Annotated in this window: 16 protein-coding genes and 1 riboswitch; of the genes, 11 read left to right on the forward strand and 5 right to left on the reverse strand. The window is 69.7% G+C overall.

The genetic code is table 11. The features are described from left to right. Positions 1-117 precede the first annotated feature (117 nt). The 4 genes from PA27867_RS12455 to PA27867_RS12470 all read left to right on the forward strand — a co-directional run bounded on the left by PA27867_RS12455 (position 118) and on the right by PA27867_RS12470 (position 8395). Positions 118-2301: a S9 family peptidase gene (locus tag PA27867_RS12455; protein WP_066596779.1), complete on the forward strand. Its 2184-nt coding sequence runs from the start codon at positions 118-120 to the stop codon at positions 2299-2301. 158 nt (positions 2302-2459) lie between these two features. Beyond that, positions 2460-4760, forward strand: coding sequence for a putative bifunctional diguanylate cyclase/phosphodiesterase (locus PA27867_RS12460; protein ID WP_157109214.1), 2301 nt, complete (start codon positions 2460-2462; stop codon positions 4758-4760). Positions 4761-4818: 58 nt separating this feature from the next. Then, on the forward strand, positions 4819-5274 hold the full coding sequence (locus tag PA27867_RS12465; RefSeq protein ID WP_066596785.1) for a GyrI-like domain-containing protein: 456 nt from the start codon (positions 4819-4821) through the stop codon (positions 5272-5274). Between the two features lie 58 nt (positions 5275-5332). Beyond that, positions 5333-8395 carry a DEAD/DEAH box helicase gene (locus PA27867_RS12470; RefSeq protein ID WP_066596786.1) on the forward strand — a complete coding sequence of 1021 codons (3063 nt, stop codon included), beginning with the start codon at positions 5333-5335 and terminating at the stop codon, positions 8393-8395. Positions 8396-8416: 21 nt separating this feature from the next. Here PA27867_RS12470 and PA27867_RS12475 read toward each other — a convergent pair whose 3' ends face one another. Beyond that, positions 8417-9049 (reverse strand): NADPH-dependent F420 reductase, encoded by a 633-nt coding sequence (locus tag PA27867_RS12475; RefSeq protein ID WP_066596787.1) that lies wholly within the window; start codon positions 9047-9049, stop codon positions 8417-8419. 111 nt (positions 9050-9160) lie between these two features. On the opposite strand from PA27867_RS12475, the gene PA27867_RS12480 reads away from it, so the two are divergent. Both PA27867_RS12480 and PA27867_RS12485 read left to right on the forward strand, forming a co-directional pair. After that, entirely contained in the window at positions 9161-9667 is a 507-nt protein-coding gene (locus PA27867_RS12480) for a MarR family winged helix-turn-helix transcriptional regulator (protein ID WP_066596789.1), read from the forward strand. A gap of 2 nt (positions 9668-9669) precedes the next feature. Further along, on the forward strand, positions 9670-10029 hold the full coding sequence (locus PA27867_RS12485; protein ID WP_066596791.1) for a hypothetical protein: 360 nt from the start codon (positions 9670-9672) through the stop codon (positions 10027-10029). Between the two features lie 18 nt (positions 10030-10047). Here the strand turns inward: PA27867_RS12485 and PA27867_RS12490 are convergent, their stop codons facing one another. Next, positions 10048-13548, reverse strand: a complete 3501-nt coding sequence (locus PA27867_RS12490) for a TM0106 family RecB-like putative nuclease (protein WP_066596793.1) — start codon at positions 13546-13548, stop codon at positions 10048-10050. 106 nt (positions 13549-13654) lie between these two features. On the opposite strand from PA27867_RS12490, the gene PA27867_RS12495 reads away from it, so the two are divergent. Further along, positions 13655-13945, forward strand: coding sequence for a GNAT family N-acetyltransferase (locus PA27867_RS12495; protein ID WP_066596795.1), 291 nt, complete (start codon positions 13655-13657; stop codon positions 13943-13945). Positions 13946-13953: 8 nt separating this feature from the next. On the opposite strand, the gene PA27867_RS12500 is transcribed toward PA27867_RS12495, so the two are convergent. Next, a complete protein-coding gene (locus PA27867_RS12500) occupies positions 13954-14694 on the reverse strand; it encodes an endonuclease/exonuclease/phosphatase family protein (RefSeq protein WP_066596797.1) in 741 nt (246 codons plus the stop codon). A gap of 194 nt (positions 14695-14888) precedes the next feature. On the opposite strand from PA27867_RS12500, the gene PA27867_RS12505 reads away from it, so the two are divergent. The 3 genes from PA27867_RS12505 (at position 14889) to PA27867_RS12515 (ending at position 16801) form a co-directional block, all read left to right on the forward strand. Next, complete coding sequence (locus PA27867_RS12505) at positions 14889-15113, forward strand: hypothetical protein (protein WP_066596799.1); 225 nt, start codon at positions 14889-14891, stop codon at positions 15111-15113. Between the two features lie 145 nt (positions 15114-15258). Beyond that, positions 15259-16203, forward strand: a complete 945-nt coding sequence (locus PA27867_RS12510; RefSeq protein ID WP_084021099.1) for a DUF4097 family beta strand repeat-containing protein — start codon at positions 15259-15261, stop codon at positions 16201-16203. A 43-nt stretch (positions 16204-16246) separates the two neighbouring features. Further along, positions 16247-16801 carry an MOSC domain-containing protein gene (locus PA27867_RS12515; protein ID WP_066596805.1) on the forward strand — a complete coding sequence of 185 codons (555 nt, stop codon included), beginning with the start codon at positions 16247-16249 and terminating at the stop codon, positions 16799-16801. 106 nt (positions 16802-16907) lie between these two features. Here the strand turns inward: PA27867_RS12515 and PA27867_RS12520 are convergent, their stop codons facing one another. Further along, positions 16908-17774 carry a DUF4433 domain-containing protein gene (locus PA27867_RS12520; protein ID WP_084021101.1) on the reverse strand — a complete coding sequence of 289 codons (867 nt, stop codon included), beginning with the start codon at positions 17772-17774 and terminating at the stop codon, positions 16908-16910. A gap of 248 nt (positions 17775-18022) precedes the next feature. On the opposite strand from PA27867_RS12520, the gene PA27867_RS12525 reads away from it, so the two are divergent. After that, positions 18023-18478: a cytochrome c oxidase subunit 4 gene (locus PA27867_RS12525; protein ID WP_066596809.1), complete on the forward strand. Its 456-nt coding sequence runs from the start codon at positions 18023-18025 to the stop codon at positions 18476-18478. A 21-nt stretch (positions 18479-18499) separates the two neighbouring features. Here the strand turns inward: PA27867_RS12525 and PA27867_RS12530 are convergent, their stop codons facing one another. After that, on the reverse strand, positions 18500-19003 hold the full coding sequence (locus PA27867_RS12530; protein WP_084021103.1) for a cupin domain-containing protein: 504 nt from the start codon (positions 19001-19003) through the stop codon (positions 18500-18502). 205 nt (positions 19004-19208) lie between these two features. Then, positions 19209-19284: riboswitch (cyclic di-GMP riboswitch) on the forward strand. The last annotated feature ends 11 nt before the right edge of the window (positions 19285-19295 follow it).

Consider the following 19295-nt stretch of genomic DNA (forward strand, 5'->3'; position numbering starts at 1 on the left):
GCTCGCTCCCCGACGCAGGCCGACGAGCGGTACCCCCCGAACAGGGCCCGCATGCCCGCGTACAGAACCTGTCCCGGCACACGGGACATGCCCACACCGGATGGCTACGCTGAAGGAATGAATCTTCCTCCCCTCGCCGCCCAGAAGCCCACCCGGCGCATCCACCACAACGATGTGTACGTCGATAACTACGAGTGGCTGCGCGACAAGGAGGCCCCCGAGGTGATCGCCCACCTCGAGGCCGAGAACGCCTACACGGATGCCCGCACCGCCCACTTGGAGCTGCTGCAGGAGCAGATCTTCGAGGAGATCAAGGACCGCACCCAGGAGACCGACCTCAGCGTTCCCGTGCGCCGCGGGCAGTGGTGGCACTACACCCGCTCGGTCGAGGGCATGGAGTACGGCATCCACTGCCGCGCGCCCATCAGCGGCCCGGACGACTGGGCTCCCCCGGTGATCGAGCCTGTCGCCGGCACTGCGGACGCCGCCTCGGGCCAGACCGCCCAGGCCGCCGGCCTGCCCGGTGAGCAGGTACTCCTCGACGACAACGCCGAAGCCGCCGAGCTCGACTTCTACTCGCTGGGGTCCTTCGACGTGAGCGACGACGGTACCGCGCTGCTCTACGCCGTCGACGCGGAGGGCGACGAGCGGTACACCGTGCGGATCCGCATCATCGCCACCGGCGAGAACCTCGCCGACGAGATCCCCAACACCAGCGCCGGCGCGCTCTTCGATCCCACCGGCCGCTACGTCTTCTACACGACGGTCGACGACGCGTGGCGCCCCGACACCGTGTGGCGTCACGAGGTCGGCACCCCGGCCGACACCGATGTGAAGGTCTTCACCGAGCCCGACGAGCGCTTCTGGGTGGGCGTGGGCCGCTCACGCAGCAACCGCTACCTCATGATCGAGGCAGGCTCCAGCGTCACCAGCGAGACCTACCTGCTCGACGCCGCCGACCCCACCGGCGAGTTCACCGTCGTGTGGCCACGCCGTGACAACGTCGAGTACGACGTGGAGCACGCCGTCATCGACGGCGAGGACCGCCTGCTGATCGTGCACAACGACAACGCCGTGAACTTCGAGCTCGTCAGCGTGGCCGCGGGCGACCCGCAGGGCGACAAGCGCGTGGTGCTGCCGCATAACGACCGCATCCGCCTCGAGAGCGTCGACGCGTTCAGGGACTTCGTTGTCGTGGAGTACCGCAAGGACGGCCTCACCCAGGTTGCCTACGCCACCAAGCGCGGCGGCGGACTCACCGAGCTGAGCTTCGACGAGGCGCTCTACTCGGTGGGTATCGGCAGCAACCCGGAGTGGAACCAGCCGACCATCCGGCTCGGCTACACGAGCTTCGTGACCCCGTCCACCGTGTACGACTACGTCGTCGCCACGGGAGAGCTGCGCCTGCTCAAGCAGCAGCCGGTGCTCGGCCACTACGACCCCAGCCTGTTCGAGCAGCGGCGCGAATGGGCCGTGGCAGCCGACGGCACCCGGGTGCCCATCTCGATCGTCTACCGCACCGACCTCGTCGCCCCCGGCACCCCGGCGCCCACCCTGCTCTACGGCTACGGCTCGTACGAGATCAGCATCGACCCGTCGTTCAGCATCGCGAGGCTCAGCCTGCTCGACCGGGGCATGGTCTTCGCCGTCGCCCACGTGCGCGGCGGCGGCGAGCTCGGCCGAAAGTGGTACGAGAGCGGCAAGACCCACCGAAAGCGCAACTCGTTCACCGACTTCATCGCCTGCGCCGAGCACCTCATCGACTGCGGCTACACCTCCCCCGACCGGCTCGTCGCCGAGGGACGCAGCGCCGGCGGCCTGCTGATGGGCGCCGTCGCCAACCTGGCCCCTGCCCTGTTCTCCGGCATCCTGGCCGGTGTGCCGTTCGTGGACCCACTCACCTCCATCCTCGACCCGAGCCTGCCGCTCACCGTGATCGAGTGGGACGAGTGGGGCGACCCGCTGCACGACGCCGAGGTGTACTCCTACATGAAGTCGTACTCCCCGCTCGAGAATGTGCACCAGACGCACTACCCGCGCATCCTCGCCGTCACTAGCCTCAATGACACCCGAGTGCTCTATGTCGAACCGGCCAAGTGGGTGGCCCGGCTGCGTGAAGTAGGTGCGGATGCCCTGCTCAAGACCGAAATGTCGGCCGGCCATGGCGGCGTATCCGGCCGTTACGCCGGTTGGCGCGAGCGGGCGTTCGACTACGCGTGGATCGTCGACGCGGCGGGCGCGCATCCGTCTGGAGAGGGCGAGTTGGCCGCCCTCGGCGCTGACGGCAGCACCGAGGCGTAGGAGCCCGAATTATTCGTTGGGGCGACGGGCCCATCGACCCTGGTTCACGGCGGTCAGCTTGCCAGTAAAGTGAGCTGATCGCCCAGCACCGCTGGAATGGCGGGAGCTCCCAGAGGCTCACCTGACGCGACGGAGAGTGTGCCGAGGGGAGCATGGGTGTGAAGCTCGCTTCCCTGACCGCCGGACGGCACCCCGCCCTGTCGCGCACCGATGTGGTGGTGCTGTGCGGCATAGCCCTGGTGCTCGTGGCCAACCTCGTGGGCCTGTCGCTGCACGGCGACGGTTTCAACATCATCGTCGACGGCTGGATGGCGCTGCTCAGCGACTGGGCAGCCGTCGTTCTCGTCTGGCTGGCCGTGCAGCGCGGCACGCCCAGGCGAGCGGACGTCGTCCTCGCCGCCGCGGCTGTGACCGCGCTGGCCGTGGGCGACACCGCCTACCGGCTGCTCCCGGCAGCCTCCGCCGGCGACGTGGTTCCGACTCTCTCGGACGGCGCCTACCTGACCTTCTACCTCCTGATGCTCGGCGTTGTCGCGGTGCTCGCCCACCGGTCACTGCGGAAACAGGCCTGGCCGGTGCTCCTCACCAGCGCCGTCGGCGCCCTCGGTGCCTCCTCGGTGCTGGCTGTGCTGCTCAGCCCGGCCCTGGACGGCGCCAGTGGCGCGCCGCTCTCGGCGCCCATCGTGCTGAGCATCGCCTTCCCCGTGCTCGACCTGCTGCTCATCGCCGCTCTGGCCGGGATCGCCGCCACGCCCGTACGGGTGCTGGGCCGGTCTGGCCTGCTGCTGGTGGCGGGGCTGATTCTCTTCGCCACGGCCGATGTGGTCTACGCCCAGCGGGTGCAGCTCGACCCCGTTCTCATCGGCACCGCCCTGAACGGCGCGTGGGCCGTGGGCTTCGCCCTCATCACGGTGTGGGTGCTCGTGACAGCCCGCACCCGCCGCCGGCCGGACCACACCACGGTGACCTCCGCATCCGACGCCTCGGCCTACGCCGCCACGGCCATCGCCGCCCCGCTCGTGGCCACCGCCGCCGGCCTGGTCGTGCTCCTCGTCGCCAGCCAGACCGAGGTCTCGGTTCTGGCCGTGAGCCTGGCCGGCAGCGCGCTGGCCCTCGCCGCGATCCCGCTGGCCTTCCGGCACCGCCTCCTGCACTCCCTGTCGCGCACTGACGAGCTCACCGGCCTGCCCAACCGCCGGGCCCTGGCGATGGACGTCGCCACCCGGCTCCGTGCCGTCGACGCGCGCCCCAGCGCCCTCCTGGTGCTCGACCTCGACAGGTTCAAGGAGGTCAACGACAGCCTCGGCCACGAGGCCGGCGACCGCTTGATCGAACGCATCAGCGCCCGCCTCACCGGCGCCCTGCAGGCCGGCGACCTGCTCGCCCGGCTCGGCGGCGACGAGTTCGCCGTGCACCTGCACCACGCCGACCGAATGCGCGCCACGGCCATGGCCCGCCGGCTCCGCGCGGTCACGGCCCGTCCCATCGTGATCGACGGCCTGAGCCTGGAGCTCGGCCTGAGCATCGGCATCGCGCTTTCCCCCGAGCACGGCTCCGACCTCAGCGGGCTGCTGCGCAAGGCCGACATGGCCATGTACTCCGCCAAAGCCACCCGGATGGGCCAGCGCATCTACTCCGAGGGCGACGACAGCAACGACGGGGCCCGGCTGCGCACCCTGCACGAGCTGCGCATCGCCCTGACCGACGACCAGCTCGTGCTGCACTATCAGCCCAAGGTGGACCTGGCCACGGACACGGTGCCCGGCGTGGAGGCCCTGGTGCGCTGGAACCATCCCACCCGCGGCCTGCTGTACCCGGCCGACTTCCTCGACGTTGCCGAGAACGGCGGCCTCATGCGCACGCTCACCCGGGTGGTGCTCGAACTCGCGCTCGACCAGGCCGCCGTCTGGCAGGCGCAGGGACGCGAGCTGACCGTCGCGGTGAACCTATCCTCCCGGTCTCTCGCCGACTACCAACTCGCCGGGGTGGTCACGCGGATGCTCACGGCCAGGGGGCTGCCCGGCTCCGCGCTCATGCTCGAGGTGACCGAAGAGTTCCTGCTCGTGGACCGTGACCGGGCCCGGAACATCCTGATGCGCCTGCGCAGCGCGGGCGTGCTCATCGCCGTCGACGACTTCGGCACCGGGTACAGTTCGCTGGCCTACCTGCGTGACCTGCCCATCGACGAGCTCAAGCTCGACCAGTCCTTTGTCATCCCGATGCTCGACGACGATCGAGCCTCAGCGCTGGTGGCCTCCTCGATTCACCTGGGCCACAGCCTCGGCATGCGCATCGTGGCGGAGGGCGTGGAGACCGCGGAGGTTCTCGACCAGCTGGCGCACTTCGACTGCGACATGGCGCAGGGCTATTTCGTGTCGCGCCCGGTCGCCGCGAACCAGCTGGAGCGCTGGCTCGACGACCGCGCGGTGCTCCCGATCGACGTTCCCGCCGGCCGCTGACCGCCTATCCCGCCCGGGCCGGGCGGAATAGAGTGACCGCGAAGCGAAGGAGCAGATCATGCAGATCGACCGCATCGAACTTGAACCACGCACCATGCTGGGCCTGCACGAGACGGTCAAGATGGCCGACCTCACCGACTATTTCATGCGAGCGTTCGAGGCGTCGGCCGCTGAGCTCGCCCAGCAAGGCCTCGCCCCGGCCGGGCCGCCGCTGGCGCTGTACCACGGCATGCCGACCGACACCGTAGACGTCACGGCCGGGTTCCCGGTGGCCGGGCCCGCCCACGGCGCCGGCGACGTCGTGGTCACGGACCTGCCCGTCGGCGAGGCCGTCACGAGCATCTACACCGGCCCCTACGACGGGATGACCCGCACCTACGACGAGATCGCCGTCTGGTTGCGCGAGCACGACCTGGCGACGGGCGCCGACATGTGGGAGGAATACCTGACCGGACCCGACGCCGACCCGGACCCGGCCACCTGGCAGACCCGGATCGTGCTGCCGCTCGCCTGAGCGGATGCGAGGCTTCGCCGTCGCGGGGATGTCGGCGGCTGCGTGAGAACATGGAGCCATGCCGCCGCCCCTCCAGCCTCCCCGCCGGGCGGCCGGCGCATCCGACTGGAAGGCGGCCGTCGCTGCCCTCAGCGGCGGCCTGACCGCGGACGCGCCGGCGCCCGACACCGTCGCCGACTCCCCCGAGGCCCGCACGACAATGGGCCTACTCTTCGAGCTGCGGGAGCAGACCCCGCGCAGCGCCGACCGCTGGCGCGGCGCGACGGCCGTGCGAGCGTCCGCCACCCGGCCCCGCGCCGGCGCCTACCGGCTCGGCGTGCGTCCGGTGCTGCGCAGCGACTCGGGCAAATGGGTCAAGTCCACCATCACGTGGAGCAACGTGGGCTACCAGCTCAACCGGCTCAACCTCAACGTGGAACAGCACCGCTGGTTCTGCCAGTTCGTGCCGCTGCACCGGGTCGACCGTCCGGTCTACAACGGCCAGGACACCGAGTGGCTCTACCTTGACGAGTTCGAGAGCCCGCTGCTCTGGCACCTGCTGGCCGAGGCGGTCCGCCTGGGCATCGGCCTGGCGGGCAGCCACAAAGACGCCCAGGTCACCGTGGGCACCACCGCGACGGTGCAGCTCGACGCCGCCCTGACCTCCACGGCCCTGACCCTCTCCCCCGTGCTCACCATCGACGGCCGGGCGCATCCGGTGGGCGACGCCGGCAGCATCGGCGCCCACGGCGTGTACACCTATGCGCTCGGCGCCAACCCGGCCATCGTGCTTGCGCCCAGCGCGGCCCCGCTCAGCGCCGAACAGCGCACCCTGCTCGGATCCGCCGGGCCCTCCGGCCTGGTCGTGCCGGCCGGCGAGGTCGACGAGTTCCTGCGCGGGTACTACCCCACCCTCCGCCGCGGCGTGCCGGTGACGAGCACGGATGCCTCCATCGAGTTCCCGCCCCCGCCTCCGCCCGTGCTTGTGCACACCGTGAGCTTCGAGCCCAAGCAGGCCGTGCGCCTGGACTGGCAGTGGCAGGGCGACCGTGACGAAGAAGCCGAGACCGAACTGCTGGGCCGTGTGGCCGACGCCGTTCCCGGCCTGCCGGCGCCGGCCGACCCGGACGCCCCCACCGTGACGCTGACCGGCCTGCCCGCCGCCGAGTACACCGACAAGTCCCTCCCCAGGCTCGGCGAGGTGGCCGGGCTGCGCGTGGACCTGGTCGGCGCCAAGCCGGACTACCGCGAGCTCACCGCCACCCCGCAGCTGATCGTGACCACTGTGGAGACCGAGAAACGCGACTGGTTCGACCTCGGCGTGCTCGTGAAGATCGACGGCCGCAGCATCCCGTTCGACCCCATCTTTCGGGCCCTCGCCAAGGGCCGCAAGAAGCTGCTGCTGGTCGACAACAGCTACCTCTCGCTCACCCAGCCCGTGTTCGACCGCTTGCGCGACCTCATCGACGAGGCCAGGGCGCTGCAGGAATGGGAGACCGGCCTGCGGATCAACCGACACCAGGCCAGTCTGTGGTCGGACTTCGAGGACCTCGCCGACGAGACCGAACAGGCCGTCTCCTGGCGGGCGGCCGTGGGCGGGCTACTGCGGCTCGAGCGCGCCGACACGGAGGCGGCGGGTGAAGCTGATGCGGCTGATGCAGCGGCGCTGCCCGGCGCCACGCCCCTGCCTGCCGGGCTGAACGCCACCCTGCGCCCCTACCAGGTGGCTGGATTCGAGTGGCTGGCGTTCCTCTGGGACCACGGACTCGGCGGCATCCTGGCCGACGACATGGGACTCGGCAAGACCCTGCAGACCCTCGCGCTGCTCAGCCACGCCGTGCAGCAGTCGGCGGGCCCCCAGACCGGCTCCTCAGTGTCCGCGGGCTCTCTACCGCACGGTCCGTTCCTCATCGTGGCGCCCACCTCGGTGGTCTCCAACTGGCTCACCGAGGCCGCCCGGTTCACTCCGAACCTGCGGGTCGGGTCGGTGTCGAGCACCCAGGCCACCAGCGGACGTCCCCTGGCCGAGCAGGCGGAGGGGCTCGACGTGCTCGTCACGTCCTACGCCCTGTTCCGGCTTGACGCCCCGGCCTACCAGGCCCACGGCTGGGCGGGCCTGATCCTCGACGAGGCGCAGTTCGTGAAGAACCGCACCTCGCAGCTGCACCGCGCGGCCCGCGACCTCGACGTGCCGTTCAAGCTGGCCGTGACCGGCACGCCCATGGAGAACAACCTGCTCGAGCTCTGGGCGCTGTTCTCGATCGTCGCGCCGGGCCTGTTCCCCTCGGCCCGCCGGTTCACCGAGGAGTACCTGCGCCCGGCCGAGCGCAAGGTGCGCTCCCAGGGCGAACTGATCGAGCGGCTGCGGCGCCGCATCCGCCCGCTCATGCTGCGCCGAACCAAGGATGTCGTGGCCCGCGACCTGCCGGCGAAGCAGGAGCAGGTGCTGCGCGTGGAGCTCGACCCGCGCCACCGGGAGATCTACGACACGTTCCTGCAGCGGGAGCGCCAGAAGCTGCTCGGGCTCATGGAGGACCTCGAGGCCAACCGGTTCATCGTGTTCCGGTCGATCACGCTGCTGCGCATGCTGAGCCTGGATGCATCGCTGGTCGACGACGAGTACGCCGACGTGCCCTCGAGCAAGCTCGACGCGCTGATCGAGCAGCTCGACGAGGTGGTCGCCGAGGGCCACCGGGCACTCATATTCAGCCAGTTCACCTCGTATCTGGCCCTGGCCGCGGCGCGGCTGGAGAAACGAGGCATCCGGTACAGCTACCTCGACGGCGGCACCACCGACCGCCCTGCCGTCATCGACGAGTTCAAGACCGGGGACGCCCCGGTGTTCCTGATCAGCCTCAAGGCCGGCGGCTTCGGTCTCAACCTCACCGAGGCCGACTACGTGTTCCTGCTCGACCCCTGGTGGAACCCGGCCAGCGAGTCCCAGGCCATCGACCGCACCCACCGGATCGGCCAGACCAAGAACGTGATGGTGTACCGACTCGTGGCCGCCGACACCATCGAGGAGAAGGTGATGGCGCTCAAGGACAGCAAGGCCAAGCTCGTGCAGGCCGTGCTCGACGACGATGCAGTTTTCGCGCAGTCGCTCACGGCCGACGACATCCGAGGCCTCCTCGAGCCCTAGTCCCCCGGGTGGTGGGGAGGGCTACTTGACCAAGGCGAAGCCGCCGGTCCAGTTGATGGCGCCACCGGCGGCGAGAGTGAGCTGCAGGAAGCCGAGGGCCTCGAGCTCCCGGGCGCGCTTGAGGGCTCCGGCGTCGATCGCGGCCACGCCACCGGCGGTGATCACGGCGATCAGGGCCTCCTTGGCGGATGCGTCATCGCCGGCGACCAGCACCGTGGTGGGCACGGCGCCGCCGACGGAACCGGTGGCGAGGGTCGCGGCGAAGGTGGTGTTGAACGCCTTGAGCACGCGGGCGCCCGGAACCGTCTCGGCGATGACCTGCGCGGCCGAGCCGTCGGCCGGCACGACCAGTGAGTCGAAGGTGGCGAAGTCGAGCGGGTTGGTGATGTCCACGACGATCTTGCCGTCGAGCTGGCCCGCGTACTGGGCGAGCACACCGGCGACGGCCGGATAGGGCAGGGCGAGGACGACGATGTCGCCGGTGAGGACGTCTCCGGCCGCGCCCGACACGACGGTGGACCCAGCATTGGCCGCGGCTGCGGCGGTCTTCTCGGCGTCCTGCGCGAGAAGCTGCACGGTTGCTCCTCCCGTGGCCGCGATCGCTGCGATGGCCGTGCCCATGTTGCCTGCTCCGATGATGCTGACGCTCGTCATGAGGTGCTCCTTCTCGCCTTCCGGCGATTCATTAGTTGTTGATACAAGTAATGTACCGCACATTACTTGTCGCGTCAACCAAACAGTGTGGACATTGGCTAAGCTGGAGTCATGGACACGAACGAGACAGACACCGTGCAGGGACTCAACCAGGCTCAATTGCAGGCCTGGATGCGTTTTGTCGCCGTCGTCGAACTCGTCCCCGGTCTGCTGGACTCCCAGTTGCAGCGCGACTCCGACCTCAGCCACTTCGAGTACTACGTGCTCGCGATGCTCTCCGAGGCGCCCAACCGCACCCTGCGGATGACCGGGCTCTCGTCGATGACCAACTCCAGCCTCCCGCGCCTCTCCCACGTGGTGCGCCGTCTCGAGGAGCGCGGCCTGGTGCAGCGCAGCCCGTGCCCGACCGACCGCCGGGCCACGAACGCCTCACTCACCGCGGAGGGCTGGGCCGTCGTGCAGGAGGCTGCCCCCGGGCACATCCGCACGGTGCGGGAGAACGTGATCGACCCGCTCACCGACGAACAGGTAGCCCAGCTCAACGCCATCTCCAACCAGTTGCTGCAGAAGCTCGACCCCACCAACCGCCTCAACACCGGGGCACCCGAAGGAGCCTGATCGTGCGCATCACCCAGCTGGCGCCCGGCGAGGTCTTCGTCTTCGGGTCGAACGCGGCGGGGATGCACGCCGCCGGTGCGGCCGCGATGGCGCACGAACGGTTCGGCGCGGTCTGGGGTCAGGGCCACGGGCTGCACGGGCGGTCCTATGCCATCAACTCGATGAGCGGGCTGGCCATTCTGCAGGCCGAGGTAGGTGGATTCGTGGACTTCGCGGCGCAGCATCCGGAGTTCAGGTTTCTTGTGACCGAGATCGGCTGCGGCATCGCCGGGTACACGCCCGCCGAGGTCGCGCCGTTCTTCGCCGATGGGGGCGACAACGTGGTGTTGCCGCCCCGGTTCGCCCAGGAACTGGGGCGCTGAGCTGCTCCGGCGCGGGGATCAGCCCTCGACGAGCTCGATGAAGGCACTCAGCTGCGCCAGCGTGCCGGCGTTGTGCGGCAAGGCATCCGTGAGCGCGGGCGAATAGAGCAGGTACGCCGCCCACTGGGCCCGTGAGATGGCCACGTTGAGCCGGTTGGCCAGGAGCAGGAACTCCAGCCCCCGCGGCACCTCTTCGGCACTGGACGCGGCAAGCGACACTATCGCCACCGCGGCCTCACGGCCCTGGAACTTGTCGACGGTGCCCACGCTGACATCGTGCCAGCCGGCCAGGGCGAGCCGTTCGCGGATCACCTCGACCTGGGCGTTGTAGGGCGCCACCACGATGAGGTCCCCCTGCCCGAGCGGGGTGCTCACCCCGCCGACGGTCCAGGCGCGGCCCAGCAGTGAGCGGATGAGCTCGACCACGGCGTCGGCCTCCTCCGGCGACGAGGTGGAGTTGAGGGTGTGCGGCACGGGCAGCGGATGCAGGCCGGGCTCGACGCCGTCGAGGTGCCGGTCGGCGGCCCGGGATTCCAGCTTGCCCTCGTAGGAGAGCCGCGACACCGGCGCGCACACGGCCGGGTGCATGCGCCAGCTCTTGGCGAGGAAGTAGCCGAACTCGCTCGGCAACACGTCGTGGCCGTCGGTGAGCCAGCCGAGCGCCGAGACGTCGACCGGTTCGGGATGGGAACCCTGGCTCACCTGCGGCAGCTGCTGCGGGTCGCCGAGAAGCAGCAGGCGCCGGGCCGCGACGGCGGAGGCGATGGTGCTGGCCAGCGAGAACTGGCCGGCCTCGTCGATCACGAGGAGGTCGAGCGAGCCGGGTTCGATGCGCTGGGCGTTGCTGAAGTCCCAGGCCGTGCCACCGAGCACGAAACCGCCGGCCTGCCCGGTGAACTCGGCGAACCGGCTGGGCGCCAGGGCCGTCCACCCGGTTTCCCGGGATTCCTCCCCCGCCTTGGCCTTCTTGCCCACGTGCCCGGCCGCCAGGCCCGCCTTGAGGACGGCGGAGAGCATGTTCTCCACGGTCGCGTGCGACTGGGCCACCACGCCGATCTTCCAGCCGTGGTCGCGCACGAGCTCCGCGATGACCCGGGAACCGGTGTAGGTCTTGCCGGTGCCGGGCGGCCCCTGCACCGCCAGGTAGGAGCGGTCGATGCTGAGCAGGCTGTCACGGATAGCCGCGGTGATGTCGCCGCCGCTGGTCGAGGCCGGGTCACCGGGTCTCGACAAGCTCGACCGACGATCGGACGAGGCCACTCCACGATCGGAGACCCGGCGGGGCGGAACCCGTCGCAGGATGTCCAGCGCCGCGTCCGGCAGCATCGCCGGCAGGGCATCGAGCACCTGCTGGCCCCACTCGGCGATCGCGGGCACCTGCGTGCCCGGCGGCGGCGGCGTGGCAGGCGCGAGGGCCATCGGCAGCTGGTCGTAGGGCTCAATGCCACGGCCGAGCTTCTCGGTCACGTAGAGCACCTCCTCACCGGTGGCCTCGTCGACTAGGCCGGTGATCTCGGTGCGTTCGTGGGCCACCCGGGAGCCGGGCTCGCCGGTCTGCACGAGCGGCGGGTATGGCGCGTCGTAGAGCAGGAACGGCCGCTGGCCGAGCTTGAGCGAGCTGCCCGGCGCGGCCTCGCCCTCGATGCGCAGCACCCGGGAGAGGTTGCGGTCCCGGCCCACCAGGGCCCAGTCGCGGTCGACCGTGGCGTGCGCCACGATCAGCACGTCGCGGGTGGCCGACCACTCGTCGGCGGCGTTCCGCAGCCGGTCGAAGTGCTCCTGCCAGAACTTCTTGCCTTCGCGGCGGTGATAGTCGATGGCGGCGCTGGCCAGGGCGATAGCGGTCTGGTCCGGGGTGCGGTCGCCGGGCGGCGCATCCGCCACCTGTGCCGCCAACGCCAGGTAGACCGGGCTGGGCTCCCGCACCGGGATGTCCAGCTCGAGGTCTCGGGACGCCGCGCGCGGCACGCCCGCCTCGTCGGCCCGGGCGAGCAGCCAGTCGCGCAGCCGCAGCGTGGAGAGGCAGTCGTACTCGTTGTAGTCGGCGATGGCATCGAGCTTGGCCTGGGCGCCGGCGAGGTCGCCGTCGCGGTACAGGGCCCGGGAGTCGGCGTATTCGGTGATCGAGTCCGCCGCGTTGTCGACGCCCTCGCGGTGGTCGTCGCCCATGTAGAGCGGCTCGAGCTTCTTGATCGAGTAGCTGTGCGAGCCCACCCGCAGGCTCTTCTTGACCACCGGGTAGAGGTCAACGAGCACGTTGGCGCGCAGCAGGTCGTCGACGGCGTCTTCGCCCACGCCGTGCCGGGCGGCGAGGGACAGCAGGTGGGTGCGTTCGTACGCGGCGTAGTGGTAGATGTGCAGGTTGGGATGCACGGCACGGCGCTCTGCCACGTAGGCGAGGAAGTCGATGAGGGCTTGGCGTTCCTCGGCGTAGTCGTGCGCCCAGAAAGCCCGGAAGGTGCCGTCCTCCTCGATGAGTCCGAACAGGTAGTCCAGCCCCCATTCGACGGTGTCGTCGCCCACGGCCGCCTCGCTGTAGAGCGGGTCGCCCTCGAAGTCGAAGAAGATGTCGCCGGCATCCGGTGCGGGCAGCGCGCCGAGCGCCACCGGGTTGTACACCTCGAAAGCCGGGGCGTCGGCGTGGCCGGTCTCACCGCTGGCGAGTTGCCGGGAGACCAGCTGCAGCCGCGCCTGCGCCCGGAGGGCCTCCACCGTGGCCTCGACGAGACCGTCGACCGGGCCGCTGCTCGCGGCGAGCTGCTCGATGGTCGTGATGCCCGCCTCGAGCAAGTGTCGCCGCTGGGTGAGCCGCATGCCGGCGACGAGGAGCACGTCTCGGTGGGCCTCCACCTCGAGGGTGCACGCCGCACAGCGCCCGCAGGCGGCATAGCGCGGGTCGCCCCACTCCGTGGGGTCTGGGTCGGCCACCCTCTCGTCAATCAGGCGTTCGAGCCGGGCCCGGCGCTTGCGGTAGACCGGCAGGATGTCGCGCAGCCGGTGGGTGCTCGTGCGCCCGTCGCCGAGCAGCAGGTGCACGTTCTCGCCGGTGGGGATGCCCAGCCTGTCGAGTTGGTCACTGTAGGCGGCGACCTGCAGCAGCGCGGTGATCTTGGCCGAGCGGGCCAGCTTGGTGTCGAAGACCTCGTAGGAGCCGGACTCGGTGCGCATGATGAAGTCGGCGAACCCCACGAACCGGCCGTCGAAGAAGGTGGCCTGGAAGAGCACATCCGCGCCGGCCCGGAAGGCGTCGGCGGTCTGGGCGGCGGCTTGCGGCAGTTCCCGCATCGACGGCCGGGCGAACTCGACGACCTGGCGGGTGCCGCGCAGCTTCTCGAGGTAGCGCAGTTCGTGCTCATCACCGAGGGACCCGGCCCGGCGCAGCATGGCGTCGCCCGCGTCGGGTACGGCCGCGACCCGGCCGAGCTTGGCGTCGAGGGTGCGCATCACGGCCCACTCGCAGCCCGCGGCGGCGCCGAGGTCGCTGGCGCTGAAGATCACTGTGGAATCGAGCAAGAACACGCTGAGCCTCCGGCTGCTGGGGTGGGGTCAGGTTACCCGACGGCACCGACACCGCACCGCGCGCTGACCGCCGGGTGCAGGCGGCGAGCGGGTTTACGATTGTCCGGTGAACACAGTCCTCGCCCATGAACCGGATGCCTCCCGCTACGCCCTCTACCTCGACGGCGAGCTCGCCGCCGTGGCGGACTACGCGGCACATGGCGACACGCTCTCGTTCAACCACACCTTCACCGACCCGGCCCGGCGCGGCCAGGGCCTGGCCGGCCAGGTCGTGACCTTCGCCATGGACGACGTGGAGAAGACGAGCCACCGGGCCGTCTCACCGGACTGCTGGTACGTGGCCAAGTGGTTCGACAAGCATCCGGAGCGCGCCGGCCTGCTGCGGGTGCGCAGCTAACCGTTCGGTCAGATCGAGAACTCGCCCTCGACGGGCGCGACCGTCTGCTTCGGGCGGAGCACCGCGTCGCCATCGGTCGCGTCGCCGTACGACGAAGTGACCAGGATCGGCATGTGGTCTGAGGTGCCGCGTGGCAACGTCTCGATGTTGTCGATCGTGAGGCCCACCGACGTGGCCAGGTCGAAGTGGCCGCGGAAGAACTTGTACCGCGTGTAGGTGCGGCTGTCGCTCAGGGTGAGGTCGTACCCGGATTCCTTCACCTCGTTGCTGAGGTGCTTCTTGAAGATCGGGTAGTTGTAGTCGCCCACCATCAGCGTCGGCAGGTTGGGGCCGAGCACATTGAGCTCGGCGTGCGCCGACCGGATCTGGTTGCGGCGCAGGGAGTTGAGCGCCGTGAGCGGGGCGGCGTGGAACGACGCCACGACCAGCTCGCGCTCCGCGGCCATGTCGTACAGGAGCGTTCCGATGAGGCGTTCGTGTGCCGGGGTGAGCACCCTGTCGTGCAGCGACTTCTTCAACGCGAACGTCTGCGTCTTGCGGGCGGTGAACCGGTCCCGCCGGTAGTACACGGCCAGACCGAGCCGGTTGCGCGTGGTGGAATCCGCCAGGTGCAGCAGTCCCACCTCGGCCGGCAGGTCGAGAGTGTCGCATTCCTGCAGACACAGCAGGTCGGGGTCGTATCGTTCCGCGAGTGCGAGAAGCTCTCCGCTGGCACGGTTCTTGCGGAGGTTGTAGCTGATGACCTTCACGTCAGACCTATCTCTGAATGGTGACTAGACAATAAGCCTACGTTCGCCAGGGCAGAACATGCACATCCGGGATGCCGCCGAGCGAGTCACACCCGCTGACGAGAGGCGCGCTGGTACCGTGTAACCACCTCGGCGCCCGAACGCCAAAGTCACCAGGCGCCCGAACGCCGACCGCCAGATTGGATGCTTGCCCCGTGAAACCCTGGACGTTCACCACCTACACGGTTGCGGCTTTCGCCTGCAGCGGTCTGGCCGTGGCTCTCTTGATCTTCAACGCCGCAACCGGCAACTCGATGTTGTCGACGCTGCTGCCCGTGGCGATCGCAGCCCTCGTTCTCGGCGGGATCTTCTCGGTGCGCGCCCGGGTGCTGCGCTACCGCACCCGCGACATCACCAAGCGGGACAACACCAAGCGCTGAGCCGCTGGACGGCTGAGCGGCTGAACCGGCCCGGCGTATCGGGCCACCGGCAACCCTGCTACCGTGCCCCGCAAGAGGGCCCTCGCGCGCCCCGGCCTGCCGCCGGACGATCGCGGCGGTCCGTTGATCCTGGGGAGCCCACGCCATGTCCGACACCTCGTCGCCGCCCGGCCGCCCGCGCCCGCCGGCGGCGGGGTACGGGTCGGTGCAGCAGCCGTCGGCACAGCAGCCGTCGGCGCAGCAGTCCGCACCTCCGCGTGTTACGCCGACGGTGCCGTCTCCGCCGCCGCCGTCCGTTCCACCGCCGTCGGGCGGTCCGCGGCCCACTCCCCTGTGGCGCACACTGCTGTACATCCTCGTGCCCATTGTGGGCCTGGGGCTGTTGGTCGCCGCGTTCGTCTTCGCCCTGTCCGGACGCAGCGGGCCGGTCGACCTGCGGGCCGACCTGGCCGCGGGAACGAGCCTGAGCGTGCAGGTGCCCAACGCCGCCGTCAGCCTCGAGCCGAGCGCGGACGACCAGGTTCACGTGCGCATGACGGGTTCGTTCTTCGGCAACCAGCCCACCCTGAGCGCCACCACCACGGGCGGAGTGACGGAGGTGCGCGGCGGCTGCCGCCCGCAGATCTTCTCGCGCTGCGCCATCACCGTGGCCGTGCAGCTTCCCCGGTCGCTGCCGGTCACGGTAACGGGGCAGAACGGCCGCATCACCGCATCCGCCCTCACCGGACGCGTCACGCTCACCACCACCAACGGCGCCATCGACACCGACGGAACCGTGGGCCGCGTGGCCCTGCAGACCACCAACGGCGATATCCGGGTGAGCGGCGCCACCTCCAAGATCGTCGAGGCCGGCACCACGAACGGCTCCGTCACCCTGGAGTTCGCCGATGCGCCCGACTCGGTGGATGCGTCGAGCACGAACGGGTCGGTCACCGTGCGGGTGCCCGTGGACGGGGTGGACTACCTGGTCAACGCCCGCACCACCAACGGCTCCGTGAACACCGACTCGGTGCCCTCCGACAGCACCTCCCGGCGTTCGATCACCGCGGAGACCACCAACGGCGCCGTCACGGTGGAGGCCCTTGACTAGGTTCCGCTCGGGTTCGGCTACCGAGATCTGGCAGGATGGCGGCATGAGCGCACCGCAGACCGGAACCGTCGTGGCCGTGAGCCGGGATGACAAGCACCGGTTCAGCAAGCCCGTCGTGCCGAGTATCAGCCTGCTGGCCGGTCACGGCATCGAGGGTGACTCGCACGCCGGCCCCACCACCCAGCACCGTTACCTGATTCGCACCGACCCGACCAGGGCCAACCTCACCCAGGTGCACCTGGTGCGCTCCGAGCTGTTCGCGGAGCTGGAGGACGAAGGATTCACGGTGTCGGCCGGGCAGCTCGGCGAGAACATCACCACCGCCGGGATCGACCTTCTCGCCCTGCCGGTGGGCACCCGTCTGCACCTCGGCGCCGACGCCGTCGTGGAGGTCACCGGCATGCGCGACCCGTGCTCGATGATCGACAAGTTTCAGCAGGGCCTCAAGAAAACCCTGAAGACAACGGATGCGTCGGGCCGGATCCTGCGCAAGGCCGGCATCATGGGCATCGTCGTCGTGGACGGCACCGTGGCCCCTGGCGACGAGCTGCGGGTGGAACTACCCGCCGGCGAGCACGTACCCCTGGGCGTGGTCTAGCCCCGCAGGCGACTCACCCGGGTCTCGACGAGCTCGACCGACGCCAGGGGCCCAGCACCGGTGGTCGAGCCTGTCGGAACCCGGCGGGGCCGGTCGAGAATTCGGCCTAGAGCTCTTCGGTGGGGTGGAACCACGGCGGGTAGACGGCGACCTTGGGCTTGTGGCTGGCCGCGGCGAGGATCGGCTTGACCGCATCCCGCACCCGGTCGTTGGCAACGCCGATGAGGGTGATCAAACCGAAGGGAACCTCGCCGGGAACCAGCAGCTCGGCCTTGAGGATCGCGTCCGAGTCCAGGTCGGCGCGCAGGGTGCGCAGCAGGCGGTCGGCGCTGTCGGCCGTGGCGCCGAAGCGGGTGCTCGCGAAGGCGGCATCGCCATCCGTCACCGCGAAGTGGGTGACCGTGGGGTCGGCGGCCGTGGCGACCTGCTGGTCGAGCACCTTCTTGACCGTGGAGACCAGGATCACGAAGTCGAAGGCAGCGGCGTCGTGCGCGTCCTCGGAGAGGCGGGGGTCGAGCGACTGGGCGCGGATGTTCTCCCAGACCAGGGCGTTGGGCGACAGGAAGAACGGAACGTGACCGGCGACGGCAGGGCTGTCGGGTCCGGCAACGAGGGCCTCGCGGCGGGCCTGGCGGTTCTCGGGCGACGAGATGTCGACAACCGGACGCTCTTCCCAGGCCTCACTGTTGTCGGCCAGCAGCCGGCCGGTGGCGAGGATGCCGGGCAGGTTACGGATGTGGGTGAGGTGGTAGATGCGCTGTTCGCCGACGTTGTCGTCGTGGCGCTTGGTCTTGGCGGTGCCCGTCGTGATCGGTGCCACGACGGTCCGCAGTGCGGTGGGTGCCTCGGGCGTGCGGGCGCGGCTGGCGCGCGGGGCACGCACGGCGGGTACGGTCGATGCGACGGGGGCGGCGGGTGGGAAACACAGGGCGCAGAGCTCCCCGTCCAGTCCGTGGATGCATTCCTCGTTCACAACTCAACCTCTCGTGTGCGCGGGCTCGCTGCGCGTCGGGTTCGACGGATGCGTGCCTACCTATCTAAGTTACGGTCATTTGCGGCCCACCGGTGACCGAACCGAGACTATCCGGGGGCCAACAGGTGACAATCCGGACCCAATCGGGCATCTCGGTGTAGTTTGCCTGCAGACGGCGACGGGAACGCCTCCCGCTGCGAGCCGCTCGACCGGCCGCCGTGCGCGCCGCCGGAAGGGAGTTCACTCTCATGCGAGCCAATATCAGGCTGTTCTGGGTGCTCGCGGGTTTCTTCCTGGTCGCTGACATCGCCTATACGGTGTGGAACCTCATCGTCAACGCTCAGAAGCTCGCCGCGAACACCATCGCCCCGCCCGGCGCTCCGGTGGAGTGGGTGGGCACCGTCGTGCTCGGACTCACCTGCGTGCTGGCCGCCTTCATCGCCTTCTACCTCGGCCGGGTGCACAAGGCCCAGGGCGGGGAGCTGCCGCAGGACATCGCGACGGCGAACATCGACGATGACGACCCCGAGCTCGGGTTCTTCAGCCCGTTCAGCTGGTGGCCGATCATCCTGGCCGCCTCCATCGCCACGGTTTTCCTCGGGCTCGCCGTGGGCTTCTGGCTCTGCTTCATCGGCGCGGGCGTCGCCGTTATCGCGCTCGTCGGTTGGACCTACGAGTACTACCGGGGGCTATTCGGTCGCTGACCCGGACGGTATCCCTGGCACTCACTCCATGGAGAAGTCGGCGAAGTCGAAGCCGGGAGACACGACGCAGCTCACCAGGGCGTCGTCATCGCTCGGCACTGTGCGCTGCCAGACGTTCTCGGGGATGATCACCTGGCTGCGTTCGCCACGCAGCAATCGGCCGCCCAGAATGGCGGTCTCCTCGGTTTCCGGCTCGTCGCCGTCGCCGCCCAGCTCCAGTTCCACGGTGCCCTGGCCGTTCCAGATCCAGATCTCGCTGGAGGCGACCCGGTGCCATGCGGAGAACTCCCCCGCCGGCAACAGGAAGTGGATGAGCGTGGCCGCCGGGCGAGTGCGCTCGGAGCCGTCGGCATCCGTGAGCGTCACCGAAACAGGTGACGTCCAGGTGCGCCGGTACCAGCCGCCCTCGGGATGCGGCTCGAGGCCGAGCTCCACGGCGAGCGCCGGGCGCACCAGCCGTTCGATGAACTCGCCGGAGGCCGTGCGGCGGGTGGCGAGGCGGCTGTCCGCTGGGTTCGTTGTCATCGAGTTTCTCCCGAAGTAGTGGCGGCGGAGAACGTGGCGTCTCACAGACAATCTCCCTGTCTAGCAGCAGTATCGCAGACAAGAAAGTCCCGAAGTGGGGGTACGGAACTGCTAACGCGGTCAATCGAATGCTGATTAGCTCTCAATGAGGCAATGATTCACCCACGCAGCGCATCTCGCCGCGTCCGCACTCGCGGAACACCTCACCCGATAAAGGCAAACCCGGTGCAAGTCGGGGACGCAAAGCCACGGGGCCCTCCAGGGTCAGCCGGGTTACCGAACGAGAGACAAC

Source organism: Cryobacterium arcticum (assembly GCF_001679725.1).
GTDB lineage: Bacteria > Actinomycetota > Actinomycetes > Actinomycetales > Microbacteriaceae > Cryobacterium > Cryobacterium arcticum_A.

What these genes read in the sequence shown, in the direction of transcription:
- PA27867_RS12455 (WP_066596779.1), top strand. Translation starts at nt 118, where the DNA reads ATGAATCTTCCTCCCCTCGCCGCCCAGAAGCCCACCCGGCGCATCCAC.
- PA27867_RS12465 (WP_066596785.1), top strand. Translation starts at nt 4,819, where the DNA reads ATGCAGATCGACCGCATCGAACTTGAACCACGCACCATGCTGGGCCTG.
- PA27867_RS12470 (WP_066596786.1), top strand. Translation starts at nt 5,333, where the DNA reads ATGCCGCCGCCCCTCCAGCCTCCCCGCCGGGCGGCCGGCGCATCCGAC.
- PA27867_RS12475 (WP_066596787.1), bottom strand. Translation starts at nt 9,049, where the DNA reads ATGACGAGCGTCAGCATCATCGGAGCAGGCAACATGGGCACGGCCATC.
- PA27867_RS12480 (WP_066596789.1), top strand. Translation starts at nt 9,161, where the DNA reads ATGGACACGAACGAGACAGACACCGTGCAGGGACTCAACCAGGCTCAA.
- PA27867_RS12510 (WP_084021099.1), top strand. Translation starts at nt 15,259, where the DNA reads ATGTCCGACACCTCGTCGCCGCCCGGCCGCCCGCGCCCGCCGGCGGCG.
- PA27867_RS12515 (WP_066596805.1), top strand. Translation starts at nt 16,247, where the DNA reads ATGAGCGCACCGCAGACCGGAACCGTCGTGGCCGTGAGCCGGGATGAC.
- PA27867_RS12525 (WP_066596809.1), top strand. Translation starts at nt 18,023, where the DNA reads ATGCGAGCCAATATCAGGCTGTTCTGGGTGCTCGCGGGTTTCTTCCTG.
- PA27867_RS12530 (WP_084021103.1), bottom strand. Translation starts at nt 19,003, where the DNA reads ATGACAACGAACCCAGCGGACAGCCGCCTCGCCACCCGCCGCACGGCC.